The 12,584-nt window shown below is 66.8% G+C and carries 11 protein-coding genes; 10 read left to right on the top strand and 1 reads right to left on the bottom strand.

The features are described 5' to 3' along the window. Positions 1–10: 10 nt before the first annotated feature. The gene (gene purU / locus CHB86_RS16505; RefSeq protein ID WP_089234171.1) at positions 11–895 is read left to right on the top strand and encodes a formyltetrahydrofolate deformylase; all 885 of its coding nucleotides are present in this window, start codon (positions 11–13) and stop codon (positions 893–895) included. A gap of 156 nt (positions 896–1,051) precedes the next feature. After that, entirely contained in the window at positions 1,052–1,774 is a 723-nt protein-coding gene (locus CHB86_RS16500) for a FadR/GntR family transcriptional regulator (RefSeq protein ID WP_089234230.1), read from the top strand. On the opposite strand, the gene CHB86_RS16495 is transcribed toward CHB86_RS16500, so the two are convergent. Beyond that, positions 1,731–3,053 carry an ABC transporter substrate-binding protein gene (locus CHB86_RS16495; RefSeq protein ID WP_089234170.1) on the bottom strand — a complete coding sequence of 441 codons (1,323 nt, stop codon included), beginning with the start codon at positions 3,051–3,053 and terminating at the stop codon, positions 1,731–1,733. The two genes, CHB86_RS16500 and CHB86_RS16495, sit on opposite strands and share 44 nt — an antisense overlap. 188 nt (positions 3,054–3,241) lie before the next feature. Between CHB86_RS16495 and CHB86_RS16490 the strand changes: the two genes are divergently transcribed. From CHB86_RS16490 to CHB86_RS16460, 8 genes are all read left to right on the top strand, one after another. Next, entirely contained in the window at positions 3,242–4,585 is a 1,344-nt protein-coding gene (locus CHB86_RS16490; RefSeq protein ID WP_089234169.1) for an NAD(P)-binding domain-containing protein, read from the top strand. A 60-nt stretch (positions 4,586–4,645) separates the two neighbouring features. After that, positions 4,646–7,018, top strand: coding sequence for a trimethylamine N-oxide demethylase (locus tag CHB86_RS16485; protein WP_089234168.1), 2,373 nt, complete (start codon positions 4,646–4,648; stop codon positions 7,016–7,018). Positions 7,019–7,085: 67 nt separating this feature from the next. After that, positions 7,086–8,465 carry an ammonium transporter gene (locus tag CHB86_RS16480; protein ID WP_089234167.1) on the top strand — a complete coding sequence of 460 codons (1,380 nt, stop codon included), beginning with the start codon at positions 7,086–7,088 and terminating at the stop codon, positions 8,463–8,465. 27 nt (positions 8,466–8,492) lie between these two features. Further along, on the top strand, positions 8,493–8,666 hold the full coding sequence (locus tag CHB86_RS24685) for a hypothetical protein (RefSeq protein ID WP_176442905.1): 174 nt from the start codon (positions 8,493–8,495) through the stop codon (positions 8,664–8,666). A gap of 57 nt (positions 8,667–8,723) precedes the next feature. Beyond that, positions 8,724–9,857 (top strand): aminomethyl transferase family protein, encoded by a 1,134-nt coding sequence (locus tag CHB86_RS16475; RefSeq protein WP_089234166.1) that lies wholly within the window; start codon positions 8,724–8,726, stop codon positions 9,855–9,857. A 54-nt stretch (positions 9,858–9,911) separates the two neighbouring features. Then, the gene (locus tag CHB86_RS16470; protein WP_089234165.1) at positions 9,912–10,514 is read left to right on the top strand and encodes a dimethylamine monooxygenase subunit DmmA family protein; all 603 of its coding nucleotides are present in this window, start codon (positions 9,912–9,914) and stop codon (positions 10,512–10,514) included. After that, on the top strand, positions 10,511–11,458 hold the full coding sequence (locus CHB86_RS16465; RefSeq protein ID WP_245838028.1) for a PDR/VanB family oxidoreductase: 948 nt from the start codon (positions 10,511–10,513) through the stop codon (positions 11,456–11,458). The genes CHB86_RS16470 and CHB86_RS16465 overlap by 4 nt, the downstream gene beginning before the upstream one ends. A 9-nt stretch (positions 11,459–11,467) precedes the next feature. After that, entirely contained in the window at positions 11,468–12,505 is a 1,038-nt protein-coding gene (locus CHB86_RS16460; RefSeq protein ID WP_089234163.1) for a heme-dependent oxidative N-demethylase family protein, read from the top strand. The last annotated feature ends 79 nt before the right edge of the window (positions 12,506–12,584 follow it).

Raw genomic sequence — 12,584 nt, 5'->3', positions numbered from 1 at the left:
GGAGACCGCCATGAGCAAGTACGCCCTGACCGTGATGTGCAAGTCGAGCCGCGGCATCGTCGCCGCCGTCGCCAGCTACCTGGCGGAGAAAGGCTGCAACATCACCGATTCTGCGCATTTCGACGACCAGGAGACCGGCCGGTTCTTCATGCGCACCAGTTTCGCCAGCGAGCTGGGCGAGAGCCTCGAGGCGCTTCGGGACGGGTTCGAGGAGATCGCCAAACCCTTTGACATGGAGTTCGCCTTCCACGACGAAGCCGAGAAGATGAAGGTGGTGATCATGGTCTCGCGCTTCGGGCATTGCCTGAACGACCTCCTGTATCGCTGGAGGATCGGCGCGCTGCCCATTGATATCGTGGCTGTTATCTCCAATCACATGGACTACCAGAAGCTCGTGGTGAACCACGATATCCCGTTCCATTGCATCAGGGTGACCAAGGCCAACAAGCCGCAGGCAGAAGCCGCGATCATGTCGATCGTGGAGGAGACCGGAGCCGAGCTGATCGTTCTGGCGCGCTACATGCAGATCCTCAGCGACGAGATGTGCCAGAAGATGTCGGGGCGGATCATCAACATCCACCACTCTTTCCTGCCGTCCTTCAAGGGCGCGAACCCCTACAAGCAGGCCTACGAGCGCGGCGTGAAGTTCATCGGGGCGACCTCGCACTACGTCACCGCCGACCTCGACGAGGGCCCGATCATCGAGCAGGACATCGTGCGCATCACCCATGCGCAATCGGCGGCGGACTACGTATCGCTCGGCCGGGACGTGGAAAGCCTCGTGCTGAGCCGGGCGATCCACGCCCATATCCACCATCGCGCCTTCATCAATGGCAACAAGACGGTGGTCTTCCCGGCCTATCCGGGCAGCTACGAATCCGAACGGATGGGCTGAAACGGGCGGGGGGGCCTGCCGCCGGGCGGAGCCCGAGCGGCGGTGGCGCCGCTGCGCGGCGGGGCGCCCGTGCCGCGCAACGCGGTGGAAATCCCGCGCTGCGCCGCCTATTGCTATGCAACACATGTCCGAAACGACCGGTTGCAGGTACGCAGAGTGAACAGCCCCTCCCGCCGCAAGGCTTCCGACGCCACGGGACAGATCGTCGGCGTGACCGTCCAGTACGTGATCGACACGCTGACCACGCGGATCGTCTCCGGCGAGCACGCAGTGGAGGAGCGGCTGCCCTCCGAGCGGCAACTGGCCCAGGACCTCGGCGTCGCCCGTAACACCGTCCGCGAGGCGCTCGATCACCTGGAGGAGCGCGGCATGATCCGGCGTCGCGCCGGCTCGGGCTCCTTCGTGACCTACGACCCCGATGCCGCCGACAGCTCCGTCGCGCCGGTCGCCGCCGAGACCGGGCCGCTGCACCTGCAGGTGGTGCGCGGGATCTTCGAGCCGGAGATGGTGCGGCTGGCGATCATCAACATGGCGCCGCGCCACATCGAGGCCCTGGGCGAGACCCTGTCGCGGATGGAGGCGGTGCAGACCGAAGCCGGCCATTTCGTCCGGCTGGAAGAGGAATTCCATCGCCAGATCGCGGAGGGCACCGGCAATCCGCTGCTCGTGGCCTGCTACAACCTGGTGATCGATGCGCGCCGGCAATCGTTTCGCGGCGCGATGTACCGCCGGCACCTGACGCCCGCGCGGATCGCGACCTACCAGCGCAGCTACAACGCGCTGTTCAACGCGATCACCTCGCGCGATATCGAGGCGGCCAGCGAGTTCATGAAGCTCACGCTCCTCGAGGACCAGCGGCTTCTGCTTCAGGAAGAGTGACGCCGCCCGGCTCGTCGCGCCGCTCCGCGATGCGCTGGAACCACATCTGGCCCAGCTCGGTCATGTGCCGTTTGAGCAGCTCCTCGTGCCGCTCCAGCCAGGACAGCACCGAGCCGAACTCGACGATCCGCGCCCGCCCGTCCCGCAAACAGACAACCGGCCAGTCGCCGACCAGCGCGTTGTCGGTGCCGAAGAGAGGAGCGCCCCACCAGCGCGCCGGGCCGAACGCATGGGGCATCACCTGGCGGCGCTTCATCGCCGCCAGAACGGAGACCGGTTCCGTCGTGTCGGCCCATTCCACCGCGTTGTGCCACAGGTCCAGCACCGAGGCATATTCCCAGCTCACCGCGTTCCAGCGGCCCGGGAAAAGCCGGTTGTAGGTTTCGAAGAAGGTCCCCGGACGGCTGAAGAAGAAAGCCGTGTCGGCCAGCTCGGGATCGTCGAAATCCGGGAACTGGAAGGTGTAGCGCTCCATGAAGGCGGGCGAGGTGCGGGCGATGAGGCGCGGGTATTCGTCGGCCGTGCAGGCCAGGATGCGGCCGGTGAAGCCGCGGGCATGGGCGGCCTCGGTCAGCGCATGGATCATCGGCGGCGCCGAGGAGCACCAGCACAGCACGTCCGGTTCCTCCGCCATCATTGCCGCGACGATCGCGTCGGCCTCGGTCGTGTCGGGGGCGTAGCGCACCTCCTTCACCACGTCGCGGCCGGCGGCCTCGAAGGCGGCGCGGTAGACGGCGAGCGAGGGCAGGCCGAGCCGGTCGGTCTGGCTGCACAGGCTGATCCGCCGGGCTTCCGGTGCGGTCCGGGCGAGCCAGTCGACGCCGGTAACGTTGAACAATGGGTGCACCTCGGCCGGGGCGATCAGGAAGGGCGTGTCCGGCGACAGGTCGGTCGGCAGCAGGGTCGAGACAAGCACCCGCCGGCGCATCAGGTAGGGCAGGGCGGGCGCGATGCTGTCGCCGCCGAGGGTCAGCACCATCTTCACCCGCTGGCGATCGACGAGGTCGTGCGCGGCCTCCAGGGTTTCCGCCGCGCCTCGGGAGCTGTCATGGGCGACGATGCTCACCTTGCGCCGCTGACCGGCCACCATCAGGCCGCCCGAGGCATTGATCCAGTCCACCCAGATCCGGCAGCCGTCGATCCCCTGGCGGCCCCATTCGGCTTCGGCCCCGGTCAGTGGGGTCAGGAATCCGATGCGCAGGGGAGACCGATTCTCGGCCCCGAGCGGGCGGAGGGAACCAGTGACGGCAAGGCGCTGTGCGAACGACGAACTGCTCATTAATTGATCTATAGCCGCGATCTGCGCTTTGGAAATGCCGAAATGTTAAGGAAAGAAATTTTCCACACAGGAAATCGTTGACCGATTCTCCTCCGTCCGCCCCGAATTGGTTCATCCGCGAAGAACCGATTTCGAGATCTGGATCAGACCAGACGAAGAGACCAACATCGAGGGCGAGGACAAAGACGATGACGAAACGCGTGGCTGTAATCGGCGCCGGACCTTCGGGCCTGGCGCAACTTCGGGCCTTCCAGTCCGCCAGCGAAAAGGGCGAGGCGATCCCCGAGGTGGTGTGTTTCGAGAAGCAGTCCAACTGGGGCGGGCTCTGGAACTACACCTGGCGCACCGGCGTCGACGAGAACGGCGAGCCGGTCCATTGCTCGATGTACCGCTACCTCTGGACCAACGGTCCCAAGGAGGGGCTGGAGTTCGCCGACTATTCCTTCGAGGAGCATTTCGGCAAGCAGATCGCGTCCTACCCGCCGCGTGCGGTCATGTTCGACTATATCGAGGGCCGGGTGCTGAAGGCCGGGGTGCGGGATTGGATCCGGTTCAGCACCGTGGTCCGCTGGGTCGATTTTGACGAGGCCACGGGCCTGTTCACGATCACCCTCCACGACATGGAGGCCGACCGCGTCTACAAGGAGCAGTTCGATCACGTGATCTGCGCCTCGGGCCATTTCTCGAGCCCCAACGTGCCGGAATACCCCGGGTTCGAGGAGTTCAACGGCCGCATCGTCCATGCCCACGATTTCCGCGACGCCCGCGAGTTCTCCGGCAAGGACGTGCTGGTGCTCGGCGCCTCCTATTCGGCCGAGGACATCGGCTCGCAATGCTGGAAGTACGGCGCCAAGTCCGTCACCACGGCCTACCGCTCCGCGCCGATGGGGTTCAACTGGCCTGACAACTGGGAAGAGAAGCCCGCCCTGCAGAAGGTGGAGGGCATGACCGCCCATTTCGCCGACGGCAGCACCAAGGATGTGGACGCGATCATCCTCTGCACCGGCTACCGGCACTATTTCCCCTTCCTGCCCGACGACCTGCGGCTCAAGACGGCGAACCGGCTGGCGACGGCGGATCTCTGGAAGGGCGTGGTCTATGTCCACAACCCGAAGATGTTCTACCTCGGGATGCAGGACCAGTGGTTCACCTTCAACATGTTCGACGCCCAGGCCTGGTACGTGCGCGACATCATCCTCGGCAAGATCGAGGTGCCGGCCGACAAGCAGGCGCTGATGGCCGATGTCGCCGAGCGCGAGGCGCGGGAAGAGGCCTCCGACGACGTGAAATACGCGATCAAGTACCAGGGCGCCTACGTCAAGGAACTGATCGCGGAGACCGATTACCCGAGCTTCGATGTCGACGGCGCCTGCGAGGCCTTCTTCGAATGGAAGGCGCACAAAGCCGAGAACATCATGGGTTTCCGGGACAATTGCTACAAGTCGGTTATCACCGGGACGATGGCGCCGGTCCACCACACCCCGTGGAAGGACGCGCTGGACGACTCGATGGAAGTCTACCTGCAGAACTGATCCCCGACCCGCCGTGCGGGCCGCGCGCCCGCACCGGACCCAATCCCGAAGGACTGGACGATGCTTTCATCTCCGCCCGCACCCCTGTTGCGTCCCGGCCCGCCGAAGCCGACGCGCCCGCGCCGCGCCGCGGCCTTCACGCGCGCCCCGGCCGAGGAGCGCTACGGCGTTCCCGGCGGCGGGGCGGTGCTGGTGGAGATCGAGCCGGGCGACCGGCTGGTGATCGTCAACGACGAGGGCGGCCAGCCCTGCGAACTTCTGGCCGCCCATCCCGATGGCCGGCTCGACGCGGGGCTGCTGGATACGCGGGCCGACGCGCCGGCAGCCGGGCTGCGCGCGCTGCTGGCGGGCGGAGCGGCTTCGCTGCTGGGCCTGCGTCGGGGGCTGGAGCGGCGGGGGATCGGCCTGGCCCAGGCGCGAGCCGTTCATCTCTTCGGTCGTGAGAGCCGCGCGGGCGAAACCGCGGAGTTCACCGCGCAGGGCCGCGGCTGGGCGATCGTTGCCGCCCCGGGCGCGCCGATGGATTTCGAGGCGCAGGACACGCTGAGTCCGCTCACCCTGCGCCTGACCCGTGCCACGCCGCGCCGGGTAGGTCATTTCGCGCTGCCCGATCCGCTGGCCGACCCGCTGCTCGACCTGCGGGTGCAGTCCGCTACCGCCGAGGCCTATGTGGTCAAGGCGGGGGAATACCTGCAGATCCTCGATGTCGACGGCCGGCAATGCACCGACTTCCAGTGCTTCGACGCCCGCAAGCTCGACCGCGGGATCGTCCATCCGCTGGACGTGACCACCACCCGCACCCTGCAGCACCACGCCTATCCGATGCCGGGGCTGCACGGGAAATACTTCGACCAGGAGATGAATCCGCTTGTCGAGGTGATCCAGGACACCTGCGGGCGCCACGACGCCTTCGCGCTGGCCTGCGCCGCGAAATACTACGACGATATCGGCTATCCCGGCCACGCCAACTGCACCGACAATTTCAACGCCGCGCTGGCGCCCTATGGCATCGACGGGCGCGCCGGCTGGATGGCGGCCAACTTCTTCTTCAACACCGGCATCGACGAACACGGCGTGATGTATGCCGACGAGCCCTGGTCGCGGCCGGGCGACTACGTCCTGCTGCGGGCACTGACCGACATCGTCTGCGTCACCTCGGCCTGTCCGGACGACACCTCGGCCGCCAACGGCTGGAACCCCACCGACATCCACGTTCGCAGCTATGCCGCGGAGGAGCGCTTCCAGCGCGCCGCGGCATGGCGCGCCACCCCCGACTCGGAGCCCATCATGACGCGCGAGAGCGCCTTCCATTCCAGTTTCGCCGGCCTGACCCGCAACTTCGTCGAATACCGGGGCTTCTGGCTGCCCGACACCTTCCCCGAAACCGACGCGGTTGAGGCCTACTGGGCCTGCCGCGAGGGCGTGGTGGCGATGGACCTCTCCGCGCTGCGCAAGTTCGAAATCACCGGTCCGGACGCCGAGGCGCTGATGAACTGGGTGCTTACCCGCAACGTCGAGAAACTTGGCGTGGGGCAGGTGGTCTATTCCGCGATGTGCTACCCGCACGGCGGCATGATCGACGACGGCACGCTGTTCCGGCTGGGCGAGCAGAACTTCCGCTGGATCGGCGGCTCCGACGAGGGCGGGGTCTGGATGCGCGAGCAGGCCGAGACGCTCGGGCTCGAGGTGCTGGTGCGATCGTCCACCGACCAGATGCACAACCTCGCCGTCCAGGGGCCGAAGTCGCGCGAGCTGATGACCGGGATCATCTGGACCCCGCCGCACCAGCCGGCGCTGGCCGATCTCGGCTGGTTCCGCTTCACCGTCGGCCGCATCGGCGGCCCGACCGGCGCGCCCGTCGTCGTCTCGCGGACCGGCTACACCGGCGAGCTGGGCTACGAGATCTTCTGCCATCCCAAGGATGGCGAGACGGTGTTCCGCGCCATCTGGGAGGCCGGCACGCCGCTCGGCATCCGCCCGATGGGCCTCGCGGGGCTCGACCTCGTGCGGATCGAGGCGGGGCTGGTCTTTGCCGGCTACGATTTCTCCGACCAGACCGACCCCTTCGAGGCCGGCATCGGCTTCACCGTGCCGCTCAAGTCCAAGACGGCGGATTTCGTGGGGCGCGAGGCGCTGCTGCGCCGCAAGGAACACCCCTCGCGGAAGTTCGTCGGGCTGGAAATCGACGGCCAGGAGGCGGTGGCCCACGGCGACTGCCTGCGGATCGGCCGCGCGCAGGTGGGCGAGATCTGCTCCGCCATGCGCTCGCCGCGCACCGGGCAGTCGATCGCGCTGGCGCGCATCGACGTGGCTCATTCGGACCCCGGAACCGAGATCGAGGTCGGTCAGCTCGACGGCCACCTCCGACGACGCGCGGCAAGGGTCACGCCCTTCCCGCATTACGACCCCAAGAAGGAAAGACCCCGGGCCTGACGGGCCGGGCCCCGGAAGGAAAACAAGGGCGCAAACGCCCCAATCGAACGCAACAAGGAGTTACGACGTGGAACAGGACCTCGCAACACTTGCCGCGACAGTGGCAGAACTGCAGGAGAAGGCGGCCTCGAACGGCACGATCTTTTCCGAGACATTCTACTATCTGACGATCCCGCTCATGGTGCTGATCCATGCCGGGTTCCTCGCCTACGAGATGGGCGCCTCCCGATCCAAGAACGCGCTGGCCTCGGGGATCAAGAACATCCTCGCCTTCGCGATGATCGTGCCATTCTTCTATTACGTCGGCTGGTGGATTTACTGGGCGTTCCCGACCGGCCTGACCCTGACGCAGGGCGCGATGGAGATCTCCGGCCTGGCCTATGCCAACGAGGTCGCCAGCCCGACCAGCCCCTACATGGGCCCCAACCTCGACGACCGCGCCACCGGCGTGTTCTGGGGCGCCTTCGTGCTCTTTGCCGCGACCACCGCCTCGATCATGTCGGGCGGGGTGATCGAACGCATCAAGCTCACCGGCTTCATCGTGCTCGCCGTGGTGCTGGGTGCTTTCGTCTGGATCCTCGCCGCCGCCTGGGGCTGGCATGCCGACGGCTGGCTTGTCACCAAGTTCGGCTACCATGATTTCGGCGCCGCCGGTGTCGTTCACATGATCGCCGGCTTCTTCACGCTCGGCGTGCTGATCAACCTCGGGCCGAGGATCGGCAAGTTCAACCCGGACGGCACCGCCAACCAGATCTCGGGCCACTCGATGCCGATGACCCTGATTGGGCTGATGCTGATCATCGCCGGCTTCTGGGGCTTCCTGATGGGCTGCGTGATCGTGCCGGGCGAGGCATGGTCCTGGTCCAACACCATCGAGGGCACGATCTACGGCACGCCGATGACCATCTCCGGCATGACCTTCAACACCCTGATGGGCTTTGCCGGCGGCATCATCGGCGCCTGGATGGTGACCCGCGATCCGTTCTGGATGATGTCCGGCGCCCTCGGCGGGATCATCTCCTGTGCCGCCGGTCTCGACCTGTGGTATCCGCCGATGGCCTTCGCGATCGGCTTCATCGGCGCCTGCGCCATGCCCTTCGTCGCCTCCTTCGTGGAGAAGATGGGCGTCGACGACGCCGTGGGCGCCTTCTCGGTGCACGGCTTCCTCGGGCTCTGGGGCCTGATCGCCGTGGGCATCGCCGCGCAGGGCTACCCGGCGCTCTACGGCGAGGACGTGATCGAGACCTCCTTCATGGGCCAGTTGGTCGGCGCCATCGTGATGGCCGCGCTCGGCTTCATCCCCGGCTATGCCGTCTCGCTGCTGCTCAAGGTCACCGGCCAGCTTCGCGTGCCCGTCGAAGCCGAGATCCTCGGGCTCGACAAGGCCAAGGTCCCGGCCTCGGCCTATCCCGAAGCCCTGCATCCCTCGGTCAGCCCGGCCGAGTAACCCACCGGATATCGAAAGGAAAAGACTATGGAAGCTCCCTTTGACGCCACCTCCTGGGACGGGATCTCCGGTGCGATCTATGCCGGCTACGGCAGCGCCGAACTGCTCTGGGTCCTGCTCTCCTTCGTCCTGGTCGTGATCGCGATCTTCGGCGGTTGGAAGCACGAGAGCGAAGCCTACAGCGCGCTCAAGAAAGACTGATCCCCCTTGGCCGGGGCGAAGCCATCGCCCCGGCCGACTGCCTCAAGGAAAGACACGATGACCGCATCTTGGAGATTTTCGGCCCTGGCCGACCGCCACCGCGCCATGGGTTCCGATCTGGAGGATTGGAGCGGCATGGGAACCGCATGGTCCTACGACAAGGACCAGATCGAGGAATACCTCGCCATCCGGACGAAAGCCGGGGTGATGGATGTTTCGGGCCTGAAGAAGGTTCACGTGATCGGCCCGCACGCCAGCCACGTGATCGACCGCGCCGTCACCCGCGACATCGAGAAGCTCAAGCCCGGCCGCTCGACCTATGCCTGCATGCTCAACGACGCCGGCAAGTTCGTCGACGATTGCGTCGTCTACCGCATGGGGCCGCACAGCTTCATGGTGGTGCACGGCTCCGGGCAGGGCCACGAGCAGCTCACCATGGCCGCGACCGGCCGCAATGTGGCACTGCTCTTCGACGACGACATGCACGACATTTCGCTGCAGGGGCCGCTGGCGGTGGACTACCTGGAGAAGCACGTCCCGGGCATCCGCGACGTGGTCTATTTCTCGCATATCCACACGACGCTCTTCGGCAAGCCGGTCACCATCTCGCGCACCGGCTACACCGGCGAGCGCGGCTACGAGATCTTCTGTCGCCGCCAGGATGCGCCGGAGATCTGGGACACAATCGTGGCCGAGGGCGCCGAGATGGGGATCATTCCGACCCGTTTCACCACGCTCGACCTGCTGCGGTCTGAGAGCTACCTGCTGTTCTTCCCCTATGACAACTCGGAGATGTACCCGTTCGAGGACGAGGCCTGCGGCGACACGCTGTGGGAGCTCGGGCTCGACTTCACCGTCTCCAAGGGCAAGACCGGCTTCCGAGGCGCCGAGGAGCATTACCGGCTCAAGGGCAAGGAGCGTTTCAAGATCTTCGGCGTCAAGCTGGATGGCACCGTTCCCGCGGCCGAGGGCGCGCCGCTCCTGAAGGACGGCAAGCAGGTCGGCGTCGTCACCGTCGGCTTCTACAGCCCGCTGAACGAGCACAACGTGGGCATCGCCCGGATGCCGGTGGATTGCGCCGTGGAGGGCACGCCGCTCACCGTGGCCAACCCCGACGGCGAGATCCCCGCGATCGCCCACCCGATGCCGTTCTACGACGTCGAGAAGAAGCGCCGCACCGCGAAAGGCTGAGCCACAGCGGCGGGGCGGTTGTCCGCCTCGCCCCAACCTGACCGGAAGATCGTTATGCCAAGAATAGACTTCTCTCCCTCCATCAAGACCCGGCCGGTCTATGCCGCGCTGCAGTCGCGCGGCGCCGCGCCGGCGCTGATGCTGGCCGAGGCCGAGGGCGCCGAGGCGCTGATCGAGCTGGCCGACGCCGACGCCGCGGTGATGGACCGCGCCCATGTCATCTACATCCCCGGCGGCAGCGGCCACGGCGCGCGCCTGAAGGCGCTGGCGCCGAAGATGTACCACGAGAGCCCGAGCTTCGATGCCTGCCTCGAACGCTATCGCAAGGCGCTCGGCGACGCGCAGATGGGCACGCAGCTCTACCTCGCCGGCGGCGAAGGCGCGCTCGGGCGGGCGATGTCCGAGGCGCTGGCCGCCGGCATGCCGGTCGAGGCGATCCAGACCGAGCATCGCGGCTCGATCGCGCGCCGGATGCAATGCGTTCACTGCAAGGGCGTCACAGAGGGCGTCACCACCGATCCCTTCACCTGCGCGCATTGCGGGCTGACCCTGTTCGTGCGCGACCACTTCTCGCGCCGGCTCGGGGCGTTCCAGGGTGTCTGCGTCGATGCCGAAACCCCGGGCGTGGTGCCCGCCGCGCAGGAGATCCGGCCGTGAGCGCCCGGATGCTGCGCGTGGCCGCCGTCGAGCCGCTGACCCCGCTGGTCACTCGATTCCGCTTCGAGGACCCCGAGGATCGCCGGCTGCCGCTGTTCTCCGGCGGGGCGCACGTGGTGGTGGAGATGCCCGATGCCGATCTGCTCCGCCGCAACGCCTATTCGCTGATCTCCGACCCGTTCGACGGCAGCGGCTACGAGATCGCGGTGCGGCGCGAGGACACCGGCCGCGGGGGCTCCCGCTTCATGCACACGCAGGTTTCGGCGGGTGACCTGTTGCGCGTGTCCGAGCCGGTCAACCTCTTTGCGCTCGACCTGCGGGCGCGGAAACACGTGATGATCGCCGGCGGCATCGGCATCACGCCGTTCCTGTCCCAACTCAAGCAACTGTCGCGCCTGCAGGTGCCCTACGAGTTGCACTATGCCGCCCGCTCGCGCGCCGAGGCCGCCGGGCTGCGGTTGCTGAACGGCGCGGCGCATGTCCACGTGCACATCTCGGAAGAGGGCAACCGGATGGACATCGGGGCGATCCTCTCCGGGCAGCCGCTCGGCACCCATGTCTATACCTGCGGGCCCGAGGGTTTGATCGCCGGGGTCGAGGACGCCGCCGCGCGGCTCGGCTGGCCGCAGGGAGCGCTGCATTCCGAGGCCTTCCTCTCGCCGCCGCCGGGCAAGCCTTTCGAGGTGACCCTCGCGAGGTCCGGCACGACGCTCACCGTCGGCCCGCACCAGAGCCTGCTGGAAGCCGCCGAGGCCGCCGGCGTCGAGATCCCGTGGAGCTGCCGCGGCGGCGCCTGCGGCCAGTGCGAGAGCGCCGTGCTCGATTGCCACGGCCGGATCGAGCACAACGACCACTGGCTCGGCGAAGAGGACCGGAACGCCCAGACCAAGATCATGCCCTGCGTCTCCCGCTTCCAGGGCGAGACGCTCATCATCGACCGATAGAGGCCGCCCATGACCCTGCAATTCAACGACGAGACCTTCCGGGACGACTACACCTACCACAATTCCGCCGCCGCGATCCTGCGCTTCCCGTTCCCGTTCGACCGCGACAGTTACATGTACTCGGTCAACATGGAGCCGCATGCCGGCGGGCCTGAGGGCAGCCCGTTCGACAAGCGCTTCGATGTGGACGAGCATTATGTGAGCGAGATGCGCGACCGGGAGATCACGCTTGCCGAGGACCCGCTGCGCTGCCAGTCGCTGCCGCACATGGAACTCGCCGGCTGGGATCTGCTGGAGCTCATCATGGTGTCGAAGGCCGAGGATTATCCCGAGCTCTTCACGCTCAACCGTGACGGCGACCGCTGGCACTGGATCAACCGGCCGCTGGGGATCGAGCACCGCTTCACGTTTCTCGACCCGACCACGCTGCCCTGCGGGCCGATGGAATACATCACGCGCCAGGCGCAGGGGGATTTCGCGGTGCTGGACCAGCGCGAGGGCAACCTCTGGATGGACGCGGGCATGGTCACGAGCCAGGCCGACTGGTCGCTCGATTTCGACATCGGCATGAACTTCTTCGAGTGGCACGCCCCGGTGCCGAAGGCGCACGAGATGGGCGTATTCCAGCGCGCGTTGAAATTCCTGCTCAACATCAGGCAGGGCAGCCCGGCGCGGCGTCTGAACTGGACCATGACCGTCAATCCGCGGCTCGACACGAGCCCGGAGAACTACCACAAGTGGGGCCCGGAAAAGCGGACGGTGACGGCGGAGAATGTCGGCCGGAAGCAGTTCCTGCGGGTGGAGCTGCAAACCTTCTGGCGGCTGCCGCGGTCCAACGCGCTGGCCTTCCCGATCCGCTGCTACCTGATCAGCCTCGAAGACCTCGTGACGGTGCCGAAATGGGGCCGCAGGCTGCACCGCGTGCTGCGCGACCTTCCCGACGAACTGGCCGATTACAAGGGGTTCGCGGTCAACCGGCCGCTTATCGTGGATTACCTTTCCCAACACGACGACGGGGCGCCGACCTCGCCGGGCATCTTCCCCTGACCGGGGTTTCCTGAGCGACTGGCCCGGCGGTCTGCGATGCAGTCGTCGGGCCTTTTTTATGGGGTCAAACGGGATCGGG

The organism is Tropicimonas sediminicola (genome assembly GCF_900188335.1).
Lineage (GTDB): Bacteria > Pseudomonadota > Alphaproteobacteria > Rhodobacterales > Rhodobacteraceae > Tropicimonas > Tropicimonas sediminicola.
Note: the sequence above shows the minus strand (reverse complement) of the source record. Positions and strands in the feature narration are given on the sequence as shown.